This is a genomic window from Bacteroidota bacterium, from assembly GCA_021300195.1.
Lineage (GTDB): Bacteria > Bacteroidota > Bacteroidia > J057 > JAJTIE01 > JAJTIE01.
Genome location: JAJTIE010000010.1, coordinates 70,804 through 97,358, shown reverse-complemented (window position 1 = coordinate 97,358; position 26,555 = coordinate 70,804). Strand labels below are relative to the sequence as shown.

Below are 26,555 nucleotides of genomic sequence, written 5' to 3'. Positions count from 1 at the left end.
GTTACGCGCTATTTAATTGGGCTGACAGACACATTGGAGAAGCGGTTTTGGCGACTATTGGATGAAAAGGGGTAGCGCACGCCTGTTTGGGTTTGCCCGCCGGGCGTGTTAGCAGCAAATCCCCGCACGGGTAGTGCCACCCACCGCCCTCAGCGGCCTGTAGCCCGGCACGCGCGAGCTGGTCCGTACGCTTACGCTGATCCGGTAGCCAGCCCAATTGTCGGCACGGTGGGTGTGCAGGGCTATGCACTTGGGCCGTCCGTTAGCCTATCGCGATGTGGTGATCCTTGCCCTAGGTGCTGGTACGCCCGGATACACCACTTGTGGGAGATGAACTGCGTTTGCCCAATTTTTAGCCCCGCCAAGCCCTATATTTGCCAGATGCAGCAGCTAGAAGACCCTGTGGAGATTGTAGACCTGGCCACCGACGGCCGGGGGGTGGCCAAGGTAGACGGCCGTGTGTATTTTGTAGAGCAGGGGGTACCGGGAGACCACCTGCGGCTAGAGGTGCTGGGCAAGCGCCGAAAGCAGTGGCAGGCCCGCATAGCCACCTTTGTGCAGCCCTCGCCGCACCGCACCCAGCCCGTGTGCCAGCACTTTCAGGTGTGTGGGGGCTGCAAGTGGCAGCATGTGGCCTATGCCACCCAGGCGCACCACAAGCAGCAGTGGGTGCACGAGGCCCTTAGCCGAATAGGGGGGCTAAGCCTGCCCCCCATGCAGCCCATATTGGCTGCCGAGCAGCTGTATGGCTACCGAAACAAGCTGGAATACAGCTTTGCCAGCAGGCGCTGGCTCACGCAGGCCGAGGTGGACAGTGGCCAGGTGTTTGAGCAGCATGGGGCGCTGGGCTTTCATGTACCCGGCGTGTTCGAAAAAGTAGTGCACATTGACCACTGCCACCTGCAGCCCGAGCCTGGCAACGCCATCCGGAACTTTGTGCACCGCTATGCACAGGCGCAGGGGGCACCCTACTACAGCCCAAAAGCCCACACAGGCCTACTGCGCAACCTGCTGATCCGCAGCAGCAGCCTGGGCCAGCTGATGGTGATGCTGCTACTTACCGAAACCGGCCCGTTTCTGGATGGACTGATGGAGGCCCTGCAGGCGGAGTTTCCGCAGATTACCAGCCTGGGCTACCTGATTAACACCAAGCTGAACGACAGCTACCACGACCTTGTACCCATCACAGTGCACGGCCCGGCCTATATAGAGGAACAGCTGGGTCGTTATCGCTTCCGCATCGGGCCCAAGAGTTTTTTCCAGACCAACACGGCCCAGGCCGAGCGGCTGTACCAGCTGGTGTATGACCTGATGCCCGAACACAGCCCGCTGGTGTACGACCTGTACTGCGGTGCCGGCAGCATTGGCATCTACGTAAGCAGCAAGGCCGAGAAGATAGTGGGCGTGGAGTACATAGAAGAGGCCGTGGCCAACGCGCGCGAGAACGTAAGGCTGAACGGCCTGTCGGGCTTCACCTTTGTGGCCGGAGACATGGCCCAGGTGCTGAACGAAGGCTTTGTGCAGCAGCACGGCAAACCCCAGGTGGTGATAGCCGACCCACCCCGGGCAGGCATGGATGCCAAGGTGTGCAAGGCCCTGCTGGCCCTGGCCCCCCCTACCATCCTCTACGTGAGCTGCAACCCCGGAACCCAGGCCCGCGACCTGGCCCTGCTGGCCCATGCCTACCGCATAGACTACGTGCAGCCGGTCGACCTCTTTCCCCACACTACCCATGTAGAAAACGTGGTGCGCCTGCAGCGCATTCACTCCGAATAGCGGGTGTTTTGGTTTTCCCAAAAAATGTCTTACATTTGTGGGCTGTAAAGAAGCGAAAGGGGGGCCCAAAGCTCCTCTTTTTGCATATCTACACAGCCGCACACTTGTTTTTCGTCTTCCTTTTTTTGCTCAAAACAGCCCCTGTACCCGCCGCTATCAGGTCGTTTAGTTCGCCCATCATGTCTGCCCTGCACACACATATACGCCAACTGGTACCGCAGATACTGCCGGAGGCCTTTGTCGTGTCTCTGGTGGGCGAAAATGGCGGAACGATCCGGCTGGTGGTAGATACCGACCCCGGCATTACCCTGGGGCAGTGTATGGACCTGAACCGGGCCCTGAGCGCAGCCCTGGAGGCACACATGGGCGATGCCTATGATGCAGCCCTGGAAGTAGCCAGCCCCGGTGTGGGAGAGCCCCTGCGGCTGCACCGCCAGTATACAAAGAATGTGGGCCGAAAAGTAAAGATTCGCCTGAAAGACGGCCAAAGCCTACAGGGCGAGCTGCTGCAGGTAAGCACAGATAAGCTGGAGCTGGGTGTGGTAACCAAGTACAACCCCAAGTCTCCGCATCCACCCAGCCTAACCCCCCGCACACTGGCCCTGGACGAACTGGAAGAAACCAAAGTAATCATCGACTATACTCCATAGATTTTTCTTATGGCTAAGAACACCAAAACGCCCGTTGTAGATCAGAGAAGCGACCTGGTAGAGAGCCTGGGCGAGTTCTCGCGCTTCAAGAACATAGACCGCGCTACGCTGATGAGCGTGCTGGAGGAGGTAATCCGTGCCATGATCCGCCGAAAGTATGGCACCGATGAGAACTTCAACCTCATCGTGAACGTGGACAAAGGAGACATCCAGGTATTTCGCGAGCGCCTGATTGTGGAAGACACGGACATCGAAGACGAAAACACGCAGATTACCCTGAGCGAAGCCCTGGCCATAGACGAGGACTACGAGGTGGGAGACGAGGTAGCCGAGGTGGTAAGCCTGGCCGAATTCGGCCTACGCACCATCCTCAGCGCAAAGCAGCTGCTGGCCCAGAAGATAAAGGAGCTGGAGAAAAGCCTGATAACCAGCCACTACCAGGAGCTGATCGGCGAAATTGTGGTGGGCGAGGTGTACCAGATATGGCGCAATGAAATCCTGGTGATCCACGAGGACAATGAGCTTATCTTGCCCAAGGCCGAGCAGATCCCAAAAGACCGATACAAAAAGGGCGACACCATACGCGCCGTTATTCTGGATGTGGTGAGCCGAAACGGCACCCCCCGCGTCATCATCAGCCGTGCCTCGCCCACCTTCCTCGAGCGCCTGTTCGAGATGGAAGTGCCCGAGATATACGACGGCCTTATCAACATCAAGGGCATCGTACGCGACCCCGGCGAGCGGGCCAAAGTAGCCGTAGAGAGCTATGATGAGCGCATAGACCCCGTGGGAGCCTGCGTGGGCATGCGGGGCAGCCGGATACACGGCATTGTGCGCGAGCTGCGGAATGAAAACATCGACGTGATCAACTTCAGCAACAATGCACAGCTCTACATCACCCGTGCGCTAAGCCCAGCCAAAATTTCGAATATCGTGCTGGACGATAGCATAAAGCAGGCCAGTGTATACCTAAAGGCAGACCAGGTAAGCCTGGCAATAGGCAAGGGCGGGCAAAACGTAAAATTGGCCAGCAAACTAACTGGTTATGAGCTGGATATATTCCGCGAGGCCGACCCGGCTGAAGAGGAGGATGTGGAACTGGACGAATTTTCCGACGAGATAGATCCCTGGATCCTGGATGCCCTCAAGGCCATTGGCTGCGACTCGGCACGAGACGTACTGCGCCTGGAAAATGAAGTACTGGAGCGCCGTACAGACCTGGAGGCCGAGGTGATTGTGGAATTAAAGCGAATCCTGCAGCAAGAATTTGAAGATTAAGGCACTATCTTTGCCAATATATGTCAGTAGAAAAGAAAACATATCGCCTGTTTAAGGTAGCCAAAGAGTTAAACGTTGGGAGCAACACCCTGGTAGACTTTCTCAATGCCAAGGGCCACAGCATCTCCAACGATCCCAACGAGAAGATTTCCGCTGACATATACGAAACCCTGCTCAACCAGTTCGGGTCAGAGAAAAAGCTGAAGGAGCGCGTGGAGCAGATCCGCGAGTTCCAGCGAGACCAAAAGGCAGCTCTGCCCGAAGAGGGTGTGGAGCAAGAGCCCGAGAAGGAGCAGGAAATACTAACTGCCGCCCAGCTGCGCACCAATGTGCTAACCACGGTGCGCGAAACAGCAAAGGAGGAGCCTGCCGAGCGCGTAGCCCCACAGGTAGCCAAGGCTGTGGAGGTGGAAGCGCCCAACACCGAAAAGGCCGAGACACCCACAGAAGTACCAGTGGAGCCGGCAGAACCGGAAAAGCCCGGCCTGAAGGTGGTAGGGAAGATCGACTTGTCGCAGTTCGACAAAAAGAAAAAGCCTGCCAAGCCGGAGCCGGTAGAGGCAAAAGGTGCAAAGACGGAAGCCCCAGTAGAGCTGCCGGCTACGCAGCCCACGCCAGAAGTGCCCCAGGCTACGGAGCCTGTGCGAGCTGTGCAAGAAGACATGGCCACAGCACCGGCCATGGAGGCCGAGAAGCCAGCCGAAGCCGAGGTGGCAGAGACCATACGCGCCAAGGACCATGCCCCCAAGCTACAGGGCCTGAAGGTGATGGGCAAGATAGAGCTGCCCACAGACCGGCCCCGCAAGAAAGAAGCCATCTACACCACCAAAGAGGAAAAGGCACCAGACAAGGCTGCTGCGGACAAGGCAGATGACGCAAGCAAGCGGAAGCGGAAGCGCACCCGCAAGCCCACAGGCCCAGGCAGTGGCCCCGGCGGCGGATCCGGCGCTGGCCAGGGCGGAAGCCGTGGCACGGCCCCACGCCGCGAAGAAGTTTCCGGCAAGGATGTACAGTCCAACATACGCAACACCATGGCCCAGCTGGGCCGGGGTACAGGCCGCAAGCGCCAGATAGCCCGCCGCGACAAGCGCGACAAGCGTGCCCTGCAGCGGGAGCAGCGCGAGATGGAGATAATGGACAGCGCAAATGTGCTGGAGGTAACCGAGTTCCTCACCGCCAATGAGCTGGCCAGCCTGATGGACGTAAGCGTAAACCAGGTGATAGCCAAGTGCCTGGAGGCAGGCCTGTTCGTCTCCATCAACCAGCGGCTGGACAAAGACGTGATCCTGCTGCTGGCAGATGAGTTCGACTTCCACGTAAACTTCATCTCGGCAGACGAAGCCCTGGATGTGGAGGATGCCGCAGAGGACGACCCCGAAACCCTGCTGGAGCGCTCGCCCATCATCACCGTGATGGGACACGTAGACCATGGCAAAACCTCGCTGCTGGACTACATACGCAAGGCAAATGTAATAGCCGGAGAGGCCGGTGGCATTACCCAGCACATAGGTGCCTATGAGGTAACCCGGCCAGATGGACGCTCCATCACCTTCCTGGATACACCCGGCCACGAGGCCTTTACGGCCATGCGTGCACGGGGTGCACAGGTTACGGATATTGCCATCATCATCATAGCCGCAGACGACCAAGTGATGCCCCAAACCCGCGAGGCCATCAACCACGCACAGGCAGCAGGGGTGCCGATGGTATTTGCTATAAATAAAGTGGATAAGCCCGGTGCAGAGCCCGAGAAGATACGCAGCCAGCTGGCCGAAATGAACCTGCTGGTAGAGGACTGGGGCGGCAAGTACCAGTGCCAGGAGATATCGGCCAAAAAAGGCACGGGTGTAGAGGAGCTGCTGGAAAAAGTGCTGCTGGAGGCAGACATGCTGGAGCTGAAGGCCAACCCGGACCGGCCCGCACGGGGCACGGTGATAGAGGCACAGCTGGACAAGGGCCGCGGTGTGGTAACCACCATCCTGGTGCAGACCGGTACCCTGCGTATAGGGGATGTAATCGTGGCAAACCAGTACTATGGACGTGTAAAGGCCATGCTGGACGAGCGCGAGCACAAGGTGGGAGAGGCCGGGCCCAGCAAGCCTGTGCAGATACTGGGCTTGGATGGGGTGCCCCAGGCAGGAGACAAGTTTCAGGTAATGGAAACGGACCGAGATGCCCGTGAGCTGGCTGGCAAGCGTGCGCGCCTGAGCCGCGAGCAGAGCATCCGCATGACCAAGCACGTAACCCTGGAGGAAATAGCGCGCCGGGCAGCCGTAGGAGACTTCAAAGAGCTAAACCTGATTGTAAAAGGCGACGTGGATGGCTCTGTAGAAGCACTGGCCGACTCGCTGATCAAGCTGAGCACAGACGAAGTAGCGGTCAATATCGTGATGAAAGGCGTGGGCCAAATCACCGAAAGCGACGTACTGCTGGCCTCGGCCTCCAATGCCATGATTATCGGCTTCCAGGTGCGCCCCAGTGCCGCTGCACGAAAGGTGGCCGCCCAGGAGAAAATCGATATCCGCCTCTACAGCGTTATCTACAACGCTATCAATGAGATACGAGATGCAATGGAGGGCCTGCTAAGCCCGGATATAGAAGAGCAGGTAACCGGAACCGCGGAAGTGCGGGATGTATTCAGAATCTCCAAGGTGGGTGCCGTGGCCGGCTGTATGGTAATAGATGGCACCATAGCCCGCAATAATCTGGTACGCCTGATCCGGGACGGCGTAGTGGTGTACAACGGGAAGATATTGGCACTCAAGCGCTTCAAAGATGATGTGAAGGAAGTGGCAGAGGGCTACGAATGTGGAATATCAATAGAGAACTTTAACGATATAAAGGTTGGAGACAACATCGAATGTTACACCACTAAGGAGGTCAAGCGAACCCTGGAGTAGTGGCGAAATAGAGGGAATGAATCTGTATGACTTTGCCTTTTTCCGCGGGCCGGAGGGAAAGCCAGATTTTAACCATTACCTGAGGATACTGGCCAATCAAGCCCAGTTTGAAAAGTGGGACTTTCCGAACAGGCCGAGAGACCAGTACGAAATTCTGAACAACTTCATCAAGTTCAGCTTTCTGAAACTGATGGAAGACCAGGAGTATTACCTGTATCAGGGTCGTGCGGTTAATTACAAGGGCGAGGAGAACGACTTCTGTGTGTTTAACACAGGCCTGCTGGATCGCAACACGGGCGAGGAGCTCATGTTCTTCTTCGAGCGCAATACCAACCCCATTGCACGCTCTCCTTGGTTCTGTATTGGTACAGGCACCTACAGCATGCCCCGTTTTCGCGAGATTGCGGCTCAGGCATTCAACAATGAAGTGCCCCCCATGGCAGACTTTGTAGATGGCGACTACCCCAGCCTGGTAATGGACCCCTACCTGCCGGTATCGTTTAATCTCGCGCATTTCAACGAATATCCCGAGCGGCTGCCCGATGTGCTGCAGGAGCTACCCCCCGAGACACGTAGCATCCTGCTGCAGGGGGCCATATCGCTCGCTATCAAGCACCTGCACCGAAACTATCGCTATGCCGTGCCCATGTACTACATGGAGGAGAGCCGCCTGCAGCTGCTGCTGCCGCTCATGATCTCTCCGCGCAGCCGAATTGGCTATGCGCTTATTCTGGACCGGCTAAGGAGCGAGGACGGCTATACTGCCCGTACAATCCTTACGTTTGAGCAGGCCTACATCAATGCCCGCCTGATTGCCAAGCCCGAGGGCTGGTTGGCTATCTAGCTTGCCATTCTGTAGCCTGTGGCTTGCGCCAGCATCCTTGCGGCCAGGCTTTTTCCCCGGGCCTGTTGCGGTGCTTTTCCACCCGGTGGTGCCAGCTGTGGCTGGGTGTTCTGCTGTGGCCAGGTTAGGGTTTCCTGCGTCGTCCTTGGTCCTTGCTGGCCTTTCGGGCCAGGTTGGGGTTCCGTTTCACCAGCTTCTTGTGGTTGGGGTCAGGTGCCTGGTTTTTCGGGCTGGGGGTCATCGGTTGGCCCGGGCTGCGGAAGGAGAATTTCCTGTACGTCGGTACGGATATCCGCACAGATCTCATCCATGGGGATGTCGTGCTCATCGGCTCCAAAGGGGTTTTCTATTTCCTCAGCAATCATTTCCAGCCCTACCATTGCATAAAACACGATCATGATAATGGGTACCGTAAAATAGATCAGGTCGTTCATCAGGCTGAAAGGCAGCGTAATGATGTAGAGGAAGATGAAAATCTTCAGGTGCAGCTTGTAGGCAGCGGGCAGGGGCGTATGCAGGATGCGTTCGCAGCCTCCCGTAATGTCGGTAAGCTGCTCCAGCTGCTTGTCTAGTATCAGCATTTGGTCGGTCTCAAGCAGGTGCACGGCCCGCAGTTTCCACACCTCTTGGTATAGCCAGTGTGCCAGCTGGTTCGGGCGGTGGCTGCGCTGCTGCAGGGCCGCCCGCTGCTGTTCGCTCAGGTCGGTCAGTTCCTCCAGGCTAGTTCCATAGCGCAGGTGCTCTTTCAGGCAGTAGGCAAAGCTGCTGATAAGTGCCGCCACTTGCTGCCGCTCCTGCACGCTGGCCTGTGGCACAAGGGCACTTAGCTTCATCGCTAGGTTCCGGCTGGCGTTTACCAGTGCACCCGCCAGTTTCCGGCCTTCCCAGAAGCGGTCGTAGGCCGTATTTGTCCGGATGACCAGTAGCAGGCCCAGGGTGATGCCCAACAGGCTATGTACGGTAGGGCTGATGGTAAACTGAAACTGGATATAGGCATTCTGTAGATAGATGATCCCAAAGGTATACGCGCCGATCACCAGCATAGAGGGTGCCATCTGCCTGAATAGGCGGGTGAGGGGGATGCGCCGGACAAAGAAGAACCAGTTTCGTTCTTCATTGAGGGCCACATCCAGGGGTTTCCGGATCATTTTGTTCAACTGTGTGGGCATAGGCGATTGTTTGCCGATGGGCCCTAGCGGGCATATTGCTTCAGGATGCGGGTCACGGTTTGGATCACAAAGTCCTGCTCGGCCTCTGTCATAGCCGGAAACAGGGGCAGCGAGCAGACCGATGCATGCATGGCCTCGGCCTGTGGTACATCTCCGGGCAGCCAGCCTAGCTGCTGGTAGTAGCTGAAGCGGTGCACGGGCTTGAAGTGGATGCTAAGGCCCACCCCTGCCTGCCGTATGGCGGCTACAATCTGGTCTCGGCTGGCCGTTAGTGCCTCGCTGTTTAGCCGTAGTACAAAGAGATGCCAGGCCGACTGGCAGCGTGGATCTGGCAGCAGGGGCTGTGCCAGTGTGGCTATGGGTGCCAGCCCGGCCTGGTAGCGCGCTGCCAGCAGCTGCCGCCTGTGGTGCATGTGGGTCACGCGGCGCAGCTGCACACGGCCTAGTGCCGCCTGTAGGTCGAACATGGCGTACTTGTACCCGGGCAGCAGGATGTCGTACTGCTGGTAGTGGCCCTCGGGCCGCCGGTCGCGTGCATAGCTATCGTAGTCCAGGCCATGGTTTCGCCACAGGCGTAGCCGGGCTGCCAGTGCTGGGTCTTGCACCCAGGCCATTCCGCCCTCGCCGGTGGTCATGTTTTTATTGGCATAGAAGCTGAATGCCCCGCCATAGCCAAAGCTACCCAGGGGCTGCCCCTGCCAGCGTGCTTCCAGTGCGTGGGCACAGTCTTCTACCAGGTATAGCTGCCTATCGGCAGCTAGCTCACCCAGGGCCTCCATATTGCAGGCATGGCCGCCCACATGCACGGGCAGCAGTGCCCGTGTTCGTGGGCCTATTTTCTGTGCTACAGATGCGGGGTCTAGCAGCAGGGTACCGGGCAGCACATCCGCAAAAACCGGCACTAGCCCCTGGTGCACAATGGCGTGGGCTGTGCTGGCAAAGGTGAGGCTGCTGGTAATGACCTCGCTGCCTGGGGGTAGCTGCAGGCTGGCCAGCAGGATTTCCAGGGCGGTGGTACAGCTCAGGGTACCCACGGCCTCTCCGCTGCCCTGCCAGGCGGCAAACTCCTCCTCGAAGGCCTGTGTTTCGGCACCGGTGGTCAGCCAGCCCGAGCGCAGTACGCGCAGTACGGCTTCCTCCTCGTTGTGCGTGAGCCAGGGCCGGTGAAAGGGAACCTGCATGGGGGATGGGGGTAAGGGGAGATAAATATACTACTACCGGGCCACCTGCTGTAGGGTATGGAAGCAGATACGTGCAGTTTGATCCCAGCTGAAATGTAGCCGCTGCTGCTGTCCGCGTGCAATCAGGCTCTGGCGCAGGTCGGCCTCCAGCAGCTGTTCCATTTGGTGGGCTATCTGCTCGGGCAGGGTGGGGTCTGCCAGCAGTGCGGCATCTCCTGCCACCTCGGGCATGCTGCTCGTGTTGCTGCACAGCACAGCGGTTTCGGCCCAGAAGGCCTCCAGGATAGGTAGGCCAAAGCCCTCAAACAGGCTTACGTAGCACAGTGCCAGGGCACCATTCAGTAGCTGATTCAGGCTTTCATCATCCACATAGCCCGTGAAGCAGACATCGTCCCGGTGGCGCATCTGGGTGTAGAACTGAATGACGTTCTCAAAATCCCAGGCTTTGCGTCCGGTCAGCAGCAGCTTGGCCGGGTGGCCAGTCTGTTCCTTAAAGCGCTCGAAGGCTCGCAGCAGGTTCTCCAGGTTTTTGCGCGGGTGTATGCTGCCTACGTACAGAAAGTAAGGCTTGCCTTCGGCAAATGCCGCGCGGGCTTTTTCGCGTTCGGCCTCGCCCAGGGGGCGAAACACCTCGCCGGCACCGTTGTGGCACACGGTTACTTTCGACTCGGGCACCCGGAAGTACTGCACGATGTCGGCTTTGGAATAGCTGCTGACGGTAAGGATGTGCGCAGCCTTCTGTGCATAGCGGGGGAAGAAGTGGCGGTAGTGCCAGCGGTGTGCCGGCCCCACATACTGGGGATAGTGCATATAGGCCAGGTCGTGAAACACCGGCACCTGCGGCAGGCGGCTGGCCAGGCTCAGATACCCATCTGGGCTGAAGAATACAGCCGGATTCAGCCTGCTGAGCTTTCGGCGTACGGCGTGCTCGAAAAACAGGTAGTACAGCAGGGGGTGGCGCGCCTGGGGGCTGAGCACATGGGGCACTACATTGGGCCCATACAGATAGTCGGCATCGTAGGGCCGGTCGAAGAAGAAGTGAAACACTACATCGGGCTGCTGCTGCACCATGCGCCGCAGCACCTCGTGCGAAAATCTGCCCAAGCCCTCTATCCGTCCTGGTAGCAGAAAGCGTGTATTGACGGCTATTTCCATGCGTAGGGGGGGGATATGCGCTAGGTGCGGAGTCGGAGTTCGATAACCCTGAGCGCAAGGCTAAGCCCGAGCATGACCAGCCCGGCGGCCAGGCTAACGAGTACCCAGGAAAAATCCAGCGCATTGCCCAGCATGAATACGCCCTGGCCCAGTGCCAGCACAAGCAGCAATTTCAGGAGCAGGAGCAGGGGCGGACGGAGCACGGTGGTACGCCACAGGCTGTACACAAAGCCTACCGAGAGTACGGCAAAGGCGGCCACCAGCCCATAGGCACCGGCCACGGGCCCCAGCTCGCCTACATAGCTACGCAGCACGACCACATCCACAAGAATGGCCAGTATCAGCAGCAGGTTTACGTACCTTTCCCGGCCCGATGCCGTCAGATAGGTGCTATATATGTTGAAGACCGAATTGAAAAGCAGGGCCAGAGACATTACCCGCAGGGTTTCGGCCATTAGGCCGATCTGTTCGGGGCTGCTGTTTTTGAATAGGCCGAAGAGGAAGACATTGTCGTGCCACAGCACCAGGAAGATCCACAGCATGGGCACGGCCACCACGCCCTGGCCGGTATTGAAAAGGCGCTGCTGCTCGGGGGCTGCATCCAGGTGGTTTCGGGCAAACTTGGCGTAGAAGATGGGCAGCACGGTCCACAGGTACATCTGAAACATGCTGAAGAAGCGGTAGGCACCCTGGTACAGCCCGTTGGCCTCCTCGCCTGCCCAGCGCTCTACGAGTACCAGGTTCAGGCGCTCCAGGCTCATGAAGAGCAGGAAGATGAGGGCAAAGTGGCTGCTACGCCCAAGTATGCTGCGCAGCTGGGGCAGGCTCAGGCGGGGCCGCACCCAGCCATAGCGGCGCAGTGCCCAGCCACCAAAAAGAACCAAGCTAAAAAGACTGGTACCTAGTACGGCTGCTATGAAGCTATGAATACTTATCCCAACCGCTAGCAGGAATAAAACCGGCAATAGTAAGAGTGTCTTGTCTAATACCCCTGCCAGCGCATCCAGCTTGAAGTCGTGCCGTGCCTGCATGAGCGCGCGAAAGAACGCCACTAGCCCTATGATCCACTGGGCAAACCCTATGCCAAGTAGCAGGCCGATCTGTTGCGTATAGCCCAATGCCCACCCCAAACCCAGCAGCAGGGTAAAGTACAGCAATCCCGTGACAAGCTTTATGCCCCAGAAATAGGGGAATAGACGCTCATACTTCTCGGGCTGATGACTCAGGGTCTTGGTGCAGTACTGGTTTACCCCCAGCTCTGCCAGCGCCCCCACGATCAGGGTAAAACCCAGGATGGCCCCGTAGCCCCCCCACACCGTATGCCCCAGGGCATTCTGCACCAGGTTCTCGGTAACCACCCATATCGGCTTGGTTAGCAGATTCAGCACCACAATGATGCCAATGTTACCTAGTAGTGAGGATCTGACGCTCATATTCAGCCCGCTAAACTAGAAATTAGCCAGCTACGTTGAAAAAAAAACACGGCTTTTACGGTAATCTGTTCAGCCAATGGCCTCGTTAAAAATTGACTCCTTATCTTTGCCGCCATGTCAAAACCCGAAATTAGTCTGCTGTTTGTCATCGATGCCTTTAGGCAAGGGCGTAGGTGGATCCTAGGCATCACCCTTTTAAGCGCCATTGTAGCTACTGTTGTTGTATTGCTCGTCAATGATTATTACCGCTCTAGGTTAGTACTGTTTCCTTATAGCCCAAAGACAAGCGACCCACGTACACTCTTTTTTGACGAAGCGGTTTATGATGTGTTTGGTGAGAAAGCAGATGTAGATCGGATAGTGAGTCTGGGCATGAGTAGAAAGACCATAGACCGCACGGTGAAGGAACTAAAGCTGATGTCGCACTGGGAGCTAGAGGGCAAAGAAAATAGCCAGGACAAGCTTTATAAAAAATGGGACAAGCATGTAACCATTCGTCGCGATGATTACGGTGCTTTAGAAATTCTTGCAGAAGACGAGGATCCTGAAATGGCGGCCAAGATCGTGAATACACATGCGTGGTTTATTGATCGGGCTTTCAAGGAAGGAATTGAAAAAAATAACTATAAGGAACTTTCAATTTATAAGAAAAATGTGCTCGGTCTCCGCAAAGAGTTAGATAGCCTCACTAAAATACTAGACGTAGTCCTGGAACGAAACCCTCGAGCCCAGGTACAAGAGTTTGGGGTAGTGGGTGCTGGGAGCTCCAAGGATGCCGTGCGTATTTTTGCTTTGGTTACCCAGTTGGGCGTATTGAATACTAGTCTGGCCGAAAATATACGCCGAACCAATGAGGTGGAAGCTGCTATTAAAGGCGATATACGCAGTGTGCTAGTGGTTCAGCCAGGGGAGAAAGCAGAGATAAAATACGGCCCGCAGCGTACCCTGATTATTCTGGGCGCTACTGCTGCCACATTCTTTCTTATGCTTCTTATAGCCTGCGGCAAGTACTATTACCGGCGCTTAGTGATCCAGCCTGGGGCATGAGGCTTCTACCAAGTGCTTTTCAGACGGCCAAACGTAACCTGATGTGGATGGTTACGGGTTTATGGTTAGTCGGTTTGTTTCTAGCTATTCTACTTAAGGAGTCTTTGCTGTTAGTCTTGCCTTTGGGCAGCATGCTTACGTTGCTTCTCCTGGCTGATTATAGACTGGTTTTATTGCTCCTTTTTTTTAGCATTCCCTTCTCTATTGAGGTACCGCTAGTGGGCAATGAGCTGATGCTGGATGTTCCGGTGGAGCCATTGCTTCTCATGTTATCTGCAATGGTAGTCGCGATTAGCCTCGCTAGACGCGGCCTAAAGGTTGACTTTTGGTCTCATCCGCTCGTTCTCATCATTCTACTTCAGCTCATCTGGTCTATAGCCAGCACTATGGGCAGCGATTTGCCTGGCGCAAGCTTGAAGTATCTGATTCAAAAGGGCTGGTTCATACTTGCGTGTGTAGGACTTCCTTATCTATATCTGAGGGAACCAGGGCGCTACAAGAGCCTGTGGGCTACCTACGCGCTGGGACTGCTTATTGTTTTGGTTCTTAGCACTATTCGTCATGGAATGGCGGGCTTTGCATGGGGCGATGACATTAATATACATGTACGTCCCTTCTACATAAACCATGTCCTCTACGGCTGCGCAGCTGCCATGCTGGTACCAATAGCTTGGGCTCTCCTTTTGTGGCGTCGCCAGCAAGGTGAAAAGACAATCTTCCCGATTATATTGTTATCCATGGCCCTGCTAGCTACACTTTTTAGCTACACCCGTGCCAGCTGGCTTAGCCTCTTCTTGATGCTAGCCGTGGTTCTGCTAGTACGCACCCGGCTTTTTGTACATATGCTCGCCTTTGTTCTGGTTTTTGTTGTCGTGCTTGTCGTTTGGCTGCTGCGGGACAATCAGTATTTAGAGTATGCCCCAGACTTTGACAAAACCGTGATGCACTGGGACCTGGATCAGCACTTGGAGGCCACTATGAGTGGTAAGGATCTGAGCGGGATGGAACGCATTTATAGATGGGTTGCTGCTAAGCGAATGATTGAGGAGAGACCCCTGTTAGGTTCTGGCCCAGATAGTTTTTATCCCACCTACTTTTCCCGCTCGGTAGAGACCTTTCGTACCTATGTGAGCGACAATCCGGAACGCAGCACCACCCACAACTACTTTTTGATGCTGACAGCAGAGCAAGGTATTCCCGCCTTACTACTCTTTCTGATTGGCTTACTGTACTTTTTCTACCGTAGCTATAGGCTATATCTACGTGCAAAAGAGCCTTTCTATAGGACACTGCTATTTGCTATGATTATGCTTATGGTTGTATTTATATCGCATCAATTTCTGAATGATCTAGTAGAAAACAATAAGATTGGGATTTTGTATTATTTACTCATAGGAATGCTGGTTCGTGTAGATATTCAGCTTAAGATGCGCGAATCTGCCTACAGTGAATAGGACGGGTGTTTAGATTTTTTGCTTCTTTTTTACAAATTTATGGTAGTAGAGAATCATCCTTTTTTGTTTGCTCTTAGAATTTTCCGACTTTGGCGGATATGGATTTTTTTAGTTACAATTGCCGCATCCATACTGGCAACTATCGCAGTCTATTTGGTTGATGACTACTATATAGCTTCAACCATTATCATCCCATATAATACAAGATCTAACGAGAGCTCAACTATTTTTTCTGAAGAGGAGGAGGGTCGGATATATGATGTTTTTGGTGATGAATCACATGTTGCACAGCTACACGATGTAGCCCTGAGCAATGAGACTATAATCATGACAATGAATGCCTTGAATTTAAAATTACATTGGGAGATTGATACTACAGAGCTTGGCTATCAGGAAGAGCTGCGGGAGGAATGGGATAAGAAAGTAAGTGTTGCCGAAGTAGAATCCACTGCGGTAGAAATATCTGTCGTTGACAAAGACCCACAGATGGCTGCCACTGTCGTAAATACACATGCAGCCTTTGCAGATGCTGCCTATCAAAAGATTAGCAGAGAGGAAAATCAGGAAAGACGAAAGGGCTACATGCGATCCGTGGTTGCGCTGAGTAGAGAGATCGATAGTCTTACACTTGCGCTTTCTGGTTTGGTAGAAAGAAACCCGCATGCAGTGTTCACACGCTACAGCATAGTAGGCGCGCGTAGCCAGGCAGAAGCACTTGGCATACGTGATTTGAACAACCAATTGCTTAGCCTGAATGTGGATCTAATCCAGAATAAGCGAAGACTAAGCGAAATTCAAGCATTGATAGATTCTCAAGCAAGTGCCTCTTACGTAGTACAGCCGGGTGTAGCCCCTCAGCGTAAGTACGGTCCCGATCGATTGATGATCATTCTGGGAGCTACACTGGGTACATTTATTTTAATGTTTCTGGTGGCTTGGGGGTTTACCTACTATGGTGGGTCCCTGAATACGGCCACTTTATGAATTTTGATTCGCTACGGCCACTGGTTACAAGAAGAAGTTTATCCTATCTTCTTGCTTGCATCTGGTGCCTTAGCCTTTTTGGGGCAATCTCTACCGAGAAGGCAGTTTTTTTGGCGGTACCCTTAGCAATTATTTTGAGTTTAGCCATGCTGGCAGACTATGGGCTGCTCTTGCTGTTGCTCTGCCTGAGCATTCCATTTTCTATGGAGTATCCGCTGGATGGCAAGCAGCTGATGATAGACCTGCCAGTAGAACTCCTGCTGCTGGTCCTATCCGCCCTGGTGCTGCTGCTCACGCTGGCCGGGCGCGGGTTGCGCAGCAGCTTCTGGTATCATCCGCTGGTGTTTATCCTCCTGCTGCAATTTGGCTGGGCCATGGCTAGCACCGTGGTGAGCGAGAGCCCCATGGCCAGCATAAAGTACCTGATCCAGAAGCTGTGGTTCCTGCTGGCCTGTGTAGGGCTGCCCTACCTGTACCTGCAGCGGCAGGCACACTACCGCAATATGTGGGTGCTCTACGGAATGGGCATGCTGGCGGTCATGGTGTATGTAACGGTGCGGCATGGGCTGCACGGCTTTGCCTGGGAGGAGATCAATCCGGCGGTTGTGCCCTTCTACCACAACCATGTGCTGTATGGCTGCGGGGCAGCGCTGCTAGTGCCCATGGCCTGGTGCCTGCGCAGCTGGCAGCGGCAGCGGGGTGGGGTGGGGGTGCGCGGCAGCCTGCTGCTGCTGGCAGCCCTGGCAGCCACGTTCTTTAGCTACACCCGTGCCAGCTGGCTCAGCATCCTGCTGCTGCCAGTGGTGGCGCTGCTGGTGCACCGTGGGTGGATTGGCCGCCTGCTGCCTGTACTGTTTGTTGGGCTTCTGGTCCTTATTGGGTGGCTACTACAGGATAACTACTACCTGCAGCTGGCCCCGGAGTACAAAACAACCGTGATGCACGACCGGCTGGACCAGCACCTGGAGGCTACGATTAGCGGGCGAGATGTGAGCGGCATGGAGCGCGTATACCGCTGGGTGGCTGCCAAGCGCATGATTGCCGAGCACCCCCTGCTGGGCTCCGGGCCCGATAGCTTTTATCCCACCTATTTTTCGCACTCGGTAGAGGCTTTTCGCACCTACGTGAGCGACAATCCCGAGCGCAGCACCACACACAACTATTTCCTTATGATTACTGCCGAGCAGGGCATCCCTGGCTTGCTTCTGTTTTTGGCGGGCATTTTTTATTTCTTCGCCCGGGGTGGCTACCTGTACCGACAGGCTGTATCTCCCTTCAGTCGTACGCTGCTAATGTGCCTCTTACTTACCATGGTGGTTTTTCTCACGCATCTGGTGCTAAACGACCTGGTGGAGAATAACAAGGTAGGCCTCCTATACTATTTTCTTCTGGCCATGCTTATTCGGCTGGATGTGCAGCACCGGCAGGCAGCAGGTAGTCTGTAGGCCGCTCCGAAACGCGGTAGCGAAAGCCGTCCAGCGTACGGGGGTTCAGGTACACCTCGTGGATAGGGAAAAAAGTGCCTTTTGGGTGCTGCTCCATCTTCATCCGGATCGGCTTGCTGTCGGAAAACCAGGCTTGCAGGCGAGCACAGTACGCCAGGTTCATCCCGATTAGGGCTCCCTTATCGTCGTCTACGTAGTAGATGGTTTCCACGTTCCCCTCCACCTGCATCCAGTACAGCTGGCGGTTCCGAAACCGTGCGCGCACTTCTCGCCCCTTTATCTGGTTAAAAAACTGGCTGCTATCGGCCCGCGAGATCATAAAGGCGTTTTGCTGCACGCGCATACTGTCGGGCTGCTGGTTGCGTAGCCAGATCTGTAGGGTATCTCCACTTACCTGGTTCTCCTGGCTCCAGCTTACGGGGTCTTGGCTTAGGGTGATGCTGGAGTCGGCCCGGTTGTAGCGCAGGTGGTGTGCGCGCGCCTGTAGCTGTGGTGTGCGAAATTGCACATTGTGGTAGCCCTCTAGCAGGTGTATGCCCGCCGTGCTGTCCTCGTGCGCAAAAAGCGTGTCGGCGTACAGGGCCAGGGTGTCATTGGCCTGAAACTGCAGCATCCAGGGGTCTTCCCACAGCCACAGCTTGCCCGCTTTCTGCAGGAATCTTGCCCGTTCGGCTCCCAGAAAGGCAGAAGTGTCATTCTGCCACACCTGTATGTGGCAGTGGGCCCAGCCACTGTCTTGCGCATGGTGGTAGTACAGGGTGTCGGCAGCCAGGGTATAGCTGGTGTCCTGATACCAGGTGTTTTGCCACAGCAGCATCTCCTTGTTTGGGGCATCATACCAGCCCCGCTCGGTATACATGTGCTGCAGGCTATCCGTACTGCGCACCCGGCTGGCATCTACAAAGTACGCCACGTCCCTATCCACCTGGTAGCGCAGGCTATCGGTGGTTAGTACATAGTCCGTTCCGGCCCGGTACACCACCTGTTGCTTGAATAGCGCCCGATCCTCGCGGGTGTAGAAGTAGCCATACTGGCTGGTCAGCACATTGCTGCTGTCTGTCAGCGTTCCGCCGGTGTCGTAGTAGCCATAGGCGGGGTCTCGGTAGTAGGTAAGGCGCTGTGTGCGCAGCACGGCCCCCCCGCGCACCAGGCGGATGTTCCCCTCGCAGCGGGCAATGCGGGTGTTTCCGTCGTAGGTGGCACGGTCTGCATACAGGGTTACATCCTGCATTACGATACGCACATTCTGCTGCGCCTCTACGGTATTGCGGTCTGGGTATTGGTAGGCCAGCTCGCAGTACAGATAGGTGCTGTCTTGCTTCATGGCTACATTACCGGTCATCTGCCGCACCTCACCATTGGGGGTTTGCGTCACGGTTAGCACATCCGCGTTCAGGATCTCTATTTCATTGCCCTGCTGTGCCCAGGCTACACCAGGCAGCAGGGCTACAAGTGCGAGCCAAAGTGGCAGCGAGATCTTGGGTATATGCATGGCCGGCAAAGATAGGCCTTACTTGCTTAACTGTTCCAGCACTTGGTGCTGGCGTTGGCTTAGCTTATCCAGATACTGGTCGTAGGCTTCCAGGGCCGCCTTGTTCTTTTTCAAAATGGGTTCCATGCAGGCTTCCAGGGCTTCGCCAAAATTCCGTGCCAGTGTGGTGTCTTGCTCTACACGGCGGATGAAGTGGGCCAGCTGGCTGCGGCAGGAGTCGAGCCCAAGGCGCAGATCCTCGCCCACGGCCATCGCTGCCTTCATGGCTTCGGCCATCTGGGCGGCCGGTATCTGCTCTACCGGATCATCTTGCATGGCCTGCATCCGGGGTATGTTCTTGTTTATTACCCGCCGGTTGCAGGTACAGAATGCCCGGCTCGCAGTGGGTACATCCGCAATAGCTGACGAAGTTTTTTCTTTTCCTGCTTTAGCTATGGATTCCTTGCCCGACTGTGGGTCGCTGTCGTTTTGGGCACAGGCGGCTACTGCCAGTGCACAGGTACATACAAGCAGAAGCCGCATTGGGGATGCCACCTACTTAACGCGCAGGGTTTTGCCAGCCAGGATGGTCGTCCGGGCCGTGATGCCATTCAGGCGGCACAGGCTCTCTACGCTGGTGTTGTATTGCCGGGCTATCAGGCCCAGGTTTTGGCCCGGGCGGATGGTGTGATACACGGCACCGCCGGTGCCTATGGCAGCCGGATTGGCAACCTTTGCAGCCGAGGCATAGTTTTTGCCACCCAGATGGCGAAACCAGTTTCGGTCTAGCTGGATCTTGCTGCATTTTAGTTGTCCGTCTTCAAAGGAGCATACCTTTTCCGGGTCGAACTGCTCGCCCATGAAGCGAAACTCGAAGTGCAGGTGCGGGCCAGAGCTACGCCCGGTGCTGCCACCCAGGCCTACCAGCTCTCCGGCTTTTATGGGCTGACCCTCCAGTACCAGCGATTTATCCAAGTGGCCATAGAGTGTTTCCAGGCCGTTATCGTGGGTGATGACTACAAAGTTGCCGTACCCCCAGCGGTCTACCCGCACAATGCGCACGGTACCGTCCATAGCAGCTACCACACTGTCGCCGCGCTGCAGGGTGATGTCGGTACCATAGTGAAAGTGGTAGCCCCAGAAATAGCGTGGGCCGAAGCCGCTGCTTACGCGCCCCTTGATCGGGAAAACGAATTTGGATGCTCCGGTATGGGGGTCTATAAGCGAAAACTCGAATGTATCGCTCAGGCTGGTAACATCGTGGTGATAATAGTCGAGTATTTTGTTCTGAAAGGCCGATGTTTGAAAGCTATCGGCCACATAAGTGCCTCCGGCTTTTTCAAACAAGCCACTGCCACTGAAATGGTTTGGCTGATAGCCCAGCAGCTCGCTACTGGCAGAGTCCAGCAAAAATGCGCGATTCTCGGCATGTGGTATCTGGCGCCCGGATTCCGAAGCGGGCTGCGCTTGGGCCCAGCCCAACAGCATGATACTGAATAGAATATATATCTTTTCCATCTTAAACTCTCGCAAAGGTAGCACTTTAGGCTAAATGCCTCCCTTGTCGAAATGGATCAAGACGGCTTTTTAACAATCTTTCACCTTTTTCAGCTGGAAGGCATTTGGGCGATACGTAGATTTTTTATGTAATTTACTGATATCCAATATTTTGTATTTTATCTAGTTACCTGTTTTCTATCATATATATCAATAGGTGTAACGAGTTTTTAACACAAAAGTTACAAACGGGCTGCATGCTTATTGTGCAATTATCGTGCTTTTGGGGTGTGTAGCTGCCTTGCAACGGCGCACTTTTATGCGATGTTGGGCTTTGCTTCGGCACACGGGCTTTGCCTAAGCGCGCAGCGCGCGTCTGCCTGTTTGGGCTAGCACCCGGGTGCACAGGCCCGCACACAGGCCGCCCACTAGCCAGCCACCCAGGATATCGCCCGGGTAGTGCACCCCCAGATAGATGCGGCTATAGCTATGCAGCAGGCAGTACAGCATCACAATGGGGATGAGCCAGCGGTACTGCCTGGCAAAGAAATAGAGGCTGAGTAGCAGGACGCACAGGCTGTTTCCGGCGTGGCTGCTCGGGAAGCTGGGCGAACTGCGGCAGTATCCGTGTACGGTATGAATGCGATCTGCCAGCTGTGGCTCCTGGCAGGGGCGCACCCGCCCCACAGCGGGCTTCAGCACACCGCTGGCCACATAGTCTGCCGCCCCCACACTGAGGCCAAAGCCGAGCAGCAGGATCCAGCTACGCTTTCCGTAGCGCCGTATGGCCAGCACCAGCAATAGTAGGTACAGGGGGATCCAGGTGTATTTCAGCGAAACAATCCACCAGAAAGAGTCGAGTAGGGGCGTATGCTGCCGGTTTAGCCACAGCATCAGGTCTTGGTCCAGCTGTAGGGCGGCATCCAGCATTTAGCCCAGCCGAATTGGGGTGATCCGCTCGATATTGGGCTGCGCTACAGCAGGCCGGAAGGCGGGCACTGGTGCGGGCTGTTCCTCGCCGCTTTTATACTTGTTTACCCCTACTATCACCTCGCTGCCGGTATCGAAGCGGCTAATGAGGCGCTCGCGTTCGGCGGCCATTTCATTCTGTAGCTTGCTTGTCTTCAGCCTGGTAGCCAGGCCGCCCGTGGCCAGTATCTCAGCTGCCAGCTGGTGTGCAGCCTCTAGGGTGGCATGGGTTAGCTGCTCCAGTGTGTAAGAGCCGGCGGTGGGGTCTATCACCTGGTTCTGGTGACTTTCTTCCTTCAGCAGGAGCTGTATGTTTTTTGCCAGCCGTAGCCCAAAGGCATCATTCAGCTCGTTCAGCTGATTGTACGGCTGTAGGTCCAGATAATCTGCCCCGCCCCACACACCGGCAATGGCCTGCAGGGTGTTGCGTACCAGGTTGTTGTGCGGGTCGGCCTGGGCCAGGGGCCACAGGGCCGATACTACCGTAAGCCGTATGGGGGTATCGGTTAGCTCGGGCCGATACTGCTGGGCCAGGCGCTGCCACAGGCTGCGTACGGCCCGCAGCTTGGCCACCTCGGTCATCAGGTTTCGGCTGCTTGCCAGCCTCAGGTGCAGGTGGTTATCGCTGTTGGGCTGCCCCAGCTCCAGCAGGGCGCACAGGGCATAGGCCAGCTCCTGCACGCCCGTTGCCCCACAGGCGTTGTAGAAATATCCGTCTACAGCCTGCCAGCTATATCCGGGTAGCATTTGCTGCAGGTTCAGCCCAAAGTCTTTTGCCTGCTCCACATCCGCGTCGTCCCAGTGGCCACTCCAGGCTGCCAGCGTGTAGGGGTCCCACAGGAAGGCGCCTGTTACGGTGGCGGGGTCGTGCCCATGCTGCTGCAGCCATTTTATATAGGCGCCCAGCACATAGCTGCCCTGCATACCGGCGTGAAAACTAATGGCGATATAGCCGGGCAGTACGCCATTCAGCACCGTCTCCAGCATGGGCAGGTAGTCTCGTTCAGGCTCGGTCAGGAATGCCTCGTGGTAGGGCAGGCGTAGGCAGATAGCCTCTGTGCCCTGTACCAGCTGCTGCAGGATGAGTCGATTGAGGGCAACCAGGTCTCCGGCTAATACGAAGGACTGCTGCAGCACCCAGTCTGCCCGCTCTGGCGCCAGGTAGCCGGGTGTAACGACCTGTGTTTCCGGATGGCCGACTGCCTCGGCCACTAGCCCGCCGCGTAGCCGGTAGTGCATGCGGTCGGAATACTGCCCGCCCTTCAGCTCCAGCTCTATCTGCCGCTTCCAGTCGGCCAGCGTTGCTGTATCAAAATGGGTGTCCAATGCGTATAAATCTTCCGCAGCCTTCATTCAGGCAAATATAAGCATCAATGATAGTTGTGCAGGATGCTGCTGCGGGTTTTCTTATTTTCTGCTACTTTTTCCCTCCAGCATTCGGCGATTTGAAAAGCATGTGTACATTTGCTGAACTGCCAAACCGCTAAATTCACAAAAGCAGAGCACCCTGCATAAATGTCTGATTCCAACGTGATATATGATTTTGCCGGTGAAATGGACAATTCCGTGCTGAACAGGATACTGGTAACCATGGATGCCAGGATGGCCGAGATGGGCGAAAAAGTGCCCTTCCGAAAAAAAATCAACTCCATCCTGATAGAGGCCTGCCAGAACCTGATGCACCACGCCCCCTCAGCCGCCGATTTTCCGCCGCGCTTGCAGATTGAGAAAGTAGAATCGGGCTACCAGATCTCTACCGGAAACCTCATCACAAAGTCCAAGGCTGAGAAGCTAGCCCGGTATATCGATAAGATCAACCTGATGAGCCGGGACGAACTGCGCGAGTTTTACCAAAAAGTACTGACCAACGGCAAGATAAGTGCCGCTGGTGGCGGCGGCCTGGGTATACTGAACATTGCCCGGAAGACGGTAGACAACCGTGTGAGCTACTCCAGCCAAGAAGTGAGTGAGGAGACTCTGTTTTTTAACATGCGCTTTGTAGTTTAAACATGATGAGCATAGAAGCCCTAGTAATAGAAGCCAGCGAAGACACACCACGTGTAAGACTGGATCCCCATATCGGCGTGTTTGAGCTAGTAGGAAACTCCTATCCCGAAAACTCGACCAAGTTTTACGCCCCCATTTTGGAGTGGTTTCGTACCTATTCAGAGTCGGAGGCACCCCGAGGGATGACCATTGATTTCAGTTTCGACTATTTCAATACCAGCTCAGCCAAATACATACTCGAAATTCTTCGTTTTATCCAAGACTTCCACGATACAGGCAAGCCCTGCCTTATCCGCTGGCACTACTTCGAAGACGATACTGACATGCAAGAGGCCGGCGAAGACTACCAGTCTACCCTTACTGTACCTTTTCAGCTGCTGGAGCGCACAGATACCTACTAGTGCCCCTACCGTACATTCATGTCTCAAAAGAAATCAGAGGTTGCCTACCGGAGAGAGAACGAGCTGCTGGAAAAATACCGAGCAGTGGCGGATGACGATGCCCTGACCCGAGAAGAATACAAAACGGCAGTAGATTCGCTGGTAAAGGGATACGAAACCCTGCTGGGCGATACCAAGCTGCTAACCAGCGTAGGAGACCGCCTGCAGCGCAAGCTGAAGAGCGCCAATATGCTGCTGGAGCAGCAGGCCGAAGAAATACAGCGCATAAACCAGGACCTACAGAAAACCAATGTAGACCTGAAAAATACCATAGACGAGCTGACCCGGGCCCGTGCCAGCCGCCGGGCACAGACCTTTATTCTGGTTTTTGCGGTCGTACTCATGTTCCTGACGGAGGTGCTGGAGGAGGCAGTGATAGAGGACCTGACTTTTTTTGACAGCGGAGTGGCCAACTTTATGATCAGCCTCATCCCCAAGGCCCTGATCGTCCTGCTGCTCAAGCCTATAGAAGGCTATACCGAGCGCTACTTCGTACGCATTGCAGTGCGGAGCGATGCCCAGCAGCGTGAGCGGATGGAGATACAGGAGAAATTCTCCACGCATTAGTCGCTTCGCGCGGTTCTTTCATGCGCATCCTGCACATCAGTATCCTCAATCCCGTTACCCACAGCCGAATATTTGCTAAGGAGGCCGTAGCAGCTGCCCGCGCAGGCCATGCCGTATATGTGCTAGGGGCCGCAGACCCGGCCCATGGGGCCGCCCGGTCCGCCTATCGGCACGATGGCGTAGTGCTGTGGCCGCACAGCCGGCCACAGGGTGTGTGGCAGCGCATCCGCCTACAGCTTTGCCTGCTGTATCGCCTATGGCGCATCCGGCCCCGGCTGGTGCAGCTGCATAGCCCCGAGCTGCTGCCACTGGCCCTATGTGCCCGCTGGCTACTAGGCTGCCGGCTGGTGTATGACCAGCACGAAGACTACCTGGCCAACCTGACCCACGGGGCCGCCTACGCACCCTGGTACTGGCCCTGGGTGGGGCAGGGCATCCGCCTGCTGGAGCACCTGAGTGTAGCCTGGGTGGATGCAGCCGTGCAGGCCGAGGCCTGCTATGCCGGCACCCTGCCCCATGCCCAGGTGGTGTATGTACCCAATAAAGCCCTGGCTACGCCACGGCCCCCAGGCCCGGCCCGCCGTGCCCAGCCCCCCCTGCGGGTGCTGCTGAGCGGCACACTGGCGGCAGACTGGGGGGTAGAGGCGGCCCTGGCCCTGGTGCAGGCGCAGCCCTTTGCCCACAGCCTTACACTGGCAGGCCACGCGCCACACCCAGCCTATGCACGGCAGCTGGAGGCCACTGCTGCGCGGCTGCCCAGGGTGCAGCTGGTAGGTGGCCAGCACTATGTGCCCCATAGCCAGCTGCTAGCATGCATGGCGAGCCACGACCTGGGCCTGGCCCTCTACAGCCCACAGCCAGCCATTGCCACGCGTATACCCACCAAGTTCTACGAATACATGGCTGCCGGCCTCCCCTTTCTGTACACAGACAGTCCTGCCTGGGATGCCCTGAATGCGCAAACCGGCATGGGCCTCGCCATCAGCCGGCTGGGCGAGCTGGCCGACTTCCTGGCCCGCTACCGGCAGCCTGCTACCCGGCACTGGCAGTGGGATGCCCAGCCCCTGCTGCTGCTCTATCAGCGCCTGCTGGCCTAGCTAGCCTGCTCTATCTGGCTGCTACCATCTGCCTGAATGTAAGGCTGATACGTGGGGCATGCACCCTGCGGGTGGGTGGCAGCCGGTGCAGCCAGTGCTGCTGGGTGGCCCCGCGCATTACCAGCAGGCTGCCTGGGGGTAGCAGAAGCTGCACGCTGTAGCCCGTAGCCCGGTGCTTCAGGTCAAAGCGACGCTCGGCCCCCAGGCTGAGTGCGGCAATGGGTGCCTGGGGCACCAGCTCGGGCTCATCATCGGCATGCCAGCCCATGCCCTGCGCACCCGTGGGATACAGGTTTAGCAGGCAGGCGTGATACACGGAGTTGCTCACGGACTCGCAGTGTGCCTTTAGCGCTAGCAGGGGGGCTATCCAGTTGTGTGCTGTGTGCGTATAGCCCGCATAGCGGTAGCTGTATGGCCGGTCTCCATACCAGGCTACCTGCCGCTCGGTACGGAATGGCCTGCCATACAGCACCCCCTCGTCTGCCTGCCAGGCTGCCTGCTGCCGCAGCAGCAGGTAGTACCGGTCGGCCTCGGCAGGCTGCAGCACCCCCGGGTATAAATAGGCGGCTCCATCGTAGGGCAGCAGGTTTTCGCCGGGAGTCGGCCGTGCATTCGGGTCGCTATCAAACAGGGTAGTCATGGCGGCAGGCAGCAAGATGGAGAATTTGCTTATTGAAGCCGTCGCAATACAATACGATTTGATTTTGACGTTCAATACCTGCTACCTTCACGCCTGCTTATTGTTTCGTGAAACCCGATCAGCCCGCTGTTTTTGCCTGCGCCTACACCCAGGCCGAGCTGCCCGCCCTGGCACGGCGGCTGTGGGCACTGTGGCAGCCAGCCCCCCGGGTATGGGCCCTGGGCGGGCCCATGGGGGCCGGAAAAACTAGCCTGGTACAGGCACTGGTGCAGGCACTGGGGTATACCCAGCCGGTTACCAGCCCCACCTATAGCCTAGTGAATGTGTACCACACAGCAGCCGGCACAGTATACCACATGGACCTGCACCGCCTGGAGACAGAGGCTGAACTGCTGGAAACGGGCCTGGCAGATTACCTGGAGGGAGACGATATCTGCCTGATAGAGTGGCCCGAGCGCATCCTGCACTGGCTACCCCCGGGCAGTGTGTTTTTTTCTTTATCAGTAATAGATATACATACACGTAAATTGCAACTGGAGTCTTATATTTGA

At 56.3% G+C, this 26,555-nt stretch carries 24 protein-coding genes; 14 read left to right on the top strand and 10 right to left on the bottom strand.

Annotation, left to right across the window (positions count from 1 at the left end):
• Positions 1-381 precede the first annotated feature (381 nt).
• The 5 genes from rlmD to LW884_03385 all read left to right on the top strand — a co-directional run bounded on the left by rlmD (position 382) and on the right by LW884_03385 (position 7,448).
• Positions 382-1,776, top strand: coding sequence for a 23S rRNA (uracil(1939)-C(5))-methyltransferase RlmD (rlmD, locus tag LW884_03405; GenBank protein MCE3007379.1), 1,395 nt, complete (start codon positions 382-384; stop codon positions 1,774-1,776).
• 179 nt (positions 1,777-1,955) lie between these two features.
• Positions 1,956-2,426, top strand: coding sequence for a ribosome maturation factor RimP (locus LW884_03400; protein MCE3007378.1), 471 nt, complete (start codon positions 1,956-1,958; stop codon positions 2,424-2,426).
• Positions 2,427-2,435: 9 nt separating this feature from the next.
• Positions 2,436-3,704, top strand: coding sequence for a transcription termination factor NusA (gene nusA / locus LW884_03395; protein MCE3007377.1), 1,269 nt, complete (start codon positions 2,436-2,438; stop codon positions 3,702-3,704).
• A gap of 20 nt (positions 3,705-3,724) precedes the next feature.
• Entirely contained in the window at positions 3,725-6,604 is a 2,880-nt protein-coding gene (gene infB, locus LW884_03390) for a translation initiation factor IF-2 (protein ID MCE3007376.1), read from the top strand.
• Between the two features lie 16 nt (positions 6,605-6,620).
• On the top strand, positions 6,621-7,448 hold the full coding sequence (locus LW884_03385) for a DUF3825 domain-containing protein (GenBank protein ID MCE3007375.1): 828 nt from the start codon (positions 6,621-6,623) through the stop codon (positions 7,446-7,448).
• 209 nt (positions 7,449-7,657) lie between these two features.
• On the opposite strand, the gene LW884_03380 is transcribed toward LW884_03385, so the two are convergent.
• Genes LW884_03380 through LW884_03365 form a run of 4 tightly spaced genes read right to left on the bottom strand, consistent with a single transcriptional unit; the run spans position 7,658 to position 12,386 of the window.
• A complete protein-coding gene (locus tag LW884_03380; protein MCE3007374.1) occupies positions 7,658-8,617 on the bottom strand; it encodes a hypothetical protein in 960 nt (319 codons plus the stop codon).
• A 23-nt stretch (positions 8,618-8,640) separates the two neighbouring features.
• The gene (locus LW884_03375) at positions 8,641-9,798 is read right to left on the bottom strand and encodes a DegT/DnrJ/EryC1/StrS family aminotransferase (GenBank protein MCE3007373.1); all 1,158 of its coding nucleotides are present in this window, start codon (positions 9,796-9,798) and stop codon (positions 8,641-8,643) included.
• A gap of 33 nt (positions 9,799-9,831) precedes the next feature.
• A complete protein-coding gene (locus LW884_03370; protein MCE3007372.1) occupies positions 9,832-10,953 on the bottom strand; it encodes a glycosyltransferase family 4 protein in 1,122 nt (373 codons plus the stop codon).
• Between the two features lie 20 nt (positions 10,954-10,973).
• Positions 10,974-12,386 carry a lipopolysaccharide biosynthesis protein gene (locus tag LW884_03365; GenBank protein MCE3007371.1) on the bottom strand — a complete coding sequence of 471 codons (1,413 nt, stop codon included), beginning with the start codon at positions 12,384-12,386 and terminating at the stop codon, positions 10,974-10,976.
• A 114-nt stretch (positions 12,387-12,500) separates the two neighbouring features.
• Between LW884_03365 and LW884_03360 the strand changes: the two genes are divergently transcribed.
• The 4 genes from LW884_03360 (at position 12,501) to LW884_03345 (ending at position 17,316) form a co-directional block, all read left to right on the top strand.
• Complete coding sequence (locus LW884_03360; protein MCE3007370.1) at positions 12,501-13,433, top strand: hypothetical protein; 933 nt, start codon at positions 12,501-12,503, stop codon at positions 13,431-13,433.
• Entirely contained in the window at positions 13,430-14,887 is a 1,458-nt protein-coding gene (locus LW884_03355) for an O-antigen ligase family protein (protein ID MCE3007369.1), read from the top strand. Before LW884_03360 ends, LW884_03355 begins: the two co-directional genes overlap by 4 nt.
• Positions 14,888-14,926: 39 nt before the next feature.
• Positions 14,927-15,871, top strand: coding sequence for a hypothetical protein (locus LW884_03350; protein ID MCE3007368.1), 945 nt, complete (start codon positions 14,927-14,929; stop codon positions 15,869-15,871).
• 134 nt (positions 15,872-16,005) lie between these two features.
• On the top strand, positions 16,006-17,316 hold the full coding sequence (locus tag LW884_03345; GenBank protein MCE3007367.1) for an O-antigen ligase family protein: 1,311 nt from the start codon (positions 16,006-16,008) through the stop codon (positions 17,314-17,316).
• On the opposite strand, the gene LW884_03340 is transcribed toward LW884_03345, so the two are convergent.
• The 5 genes from LW884_03340 to LW884_03320 all read right to left on the bottom strand — a co-directional run bounded on the left by LW884_03340 (position 17,270) and on the right by LW884_03320 (position 22,606).
• A complete protein-coding gene (locus LW884_03340; GenBank protein ID MCE3007366.1) occupies positions 17,270-18,808 on the bottom strand; it encodes a hypothetical protein in 1,539 nt (512 codons plus the stop codon). The genes LW884_03345 and LW884_03340 overlap by 47 nt on opposite strands.
• Before the next feature lie 18 nt (positions 18,809-18,826).
• Positions 18,827-19,330: a hypothetical protein gene (locus LW884_03335; GenBank protein MCE3007365.1), complete on the bottom strand. Its 504-nt coding sequence runs from the start codon at positions 19,328-19,330 to the stop codon at positions 18,827-18,829.
• A 12-nt stretch (positions 19,331-19,342) separates the two neighbouring features.
• Positions 19,343-20,305 (bottom strand): peptidoglycan DD-metalloendopeptidase family protein, encoded by a 963-nt coding sequence (locus tag LW884_03330; GenBank protein ID MCE3007364.1) that lies wholly within the window; start codon positions 20,303-20,305, stop codon positions 19,343-19,345.
• 336 nt (positions 20,306-20,641) lie between these two features.
• The gene (locus LW884_03325; GenBank protein ID MCE3007363.1) at positions 20,642-21,214 is read right to left on the bottom strand and encodes a phosphatase PAP2 family protein; all 573 of its coding nucleotides are present in this window, start codon (positions 21,212-21,214) and stop codon (positions 20,642-20,644) included.
• On the bottom strand, positions 21,215-22,606 hold the full coding sequence (locus tag LW884_03320; protein MCE3007362.1) for a methylmalonyl-CoA mutase family protein: 1,392 nt from the start codon (positions 22,604-22,606) through the stop codon (positions 21,215-21,217).
• 162 nt (positions 22,607-22,768) lie between these two features.
• Here LW884_03320 and LW884_03315 point away from each other — a divergent pair, with 162 nt between their 5' ends.
• From LW884_03315 to LW884_03300, 4 genes are read left to right on the top strand one after another with little or no spacing between them, the layout of a single operon-like run.
• Positions 22,769-23,260, top strand: a complete 492-nt coding sequence (locus LW884_03315; GenBank protein MCE3007361.1) for a SiaB family protein kinase — start codon at positions 22,769-22,771, stop codon at positions 23,258-23,260.
• A 2-nt stretch (positions 23,261-23,262) separates the two neighbouring features.
• The gene (locus LW884_03310) at positions 23,263-23,661 is read left to right on the top strand and encodes a DUF1987 domain-containing protein (GenBank protein ID MCE3007360.1); all 399 of its coding nucleotides are present in this window, start codon (positions 23,263-23,265) and stop codon (positions 23,659-23,661) included.
• Positions 23,662-23,679: 18 nt separating this feature from the next.
• Positions 23,680-24,267, top strand: coding sequence for a hypothetical protein (locus LW884_03305; GenBank protein ID MCE3007359.1), 588 nt, complete (start codon positions 23,680-23,682; stop codon positions 24,265-24,267).
• 20 nt (positions 24,268-24,287) lie between these two features.
• The gene (locus LW884_03300) at positions 24,288-25,364 is read left to right on the top strand and encodes a glycosyltransferase (protein MCE3007358.1); all 1,077 of its coding nucleotides are present in this window, start codon (positions 24,288-24,290) and stop codon (positions 25,362-25,364) included.
• A gap of 10 nt (positions 25,365-25,374) precedes the next feature.
• Here LW884_03300 and LW884_03295 read toward each other — a convergent pair whose 3' ends face one another.
• The gene (locus LW884_03295) at positions 25,375-26,004 is read right to left on the bottom strand and encodes an alpha-ketoglutarate-dependent dioxygenase AlkB (GenBank protein MCE3007357.1); all 630 of its coding nucleotides are present in this window, start codon (positions 26,002-26,004) and stop codon (positions 25,375-25,377) included.
• 107 nt (positions 26,005-26,111) lie between these two features.
• Here LW884_03295 and tsaE point away from each other — a divergent pair, with 107 nt between their 5' ends.
• Positions 26,112-26,555 (top strand): tRNA (adenosine(37)-N6)-threonylcarbamoyltransferase complex ATPase subunit type 1 TsaE, encoded by a 444-nt coding sequence (gene tsaE / locus LW884_03290; protein ID MCE3007356.1) that lies wholly within the window; start codon positions 26,112-26,114, stop codon positions 26,553-26,555.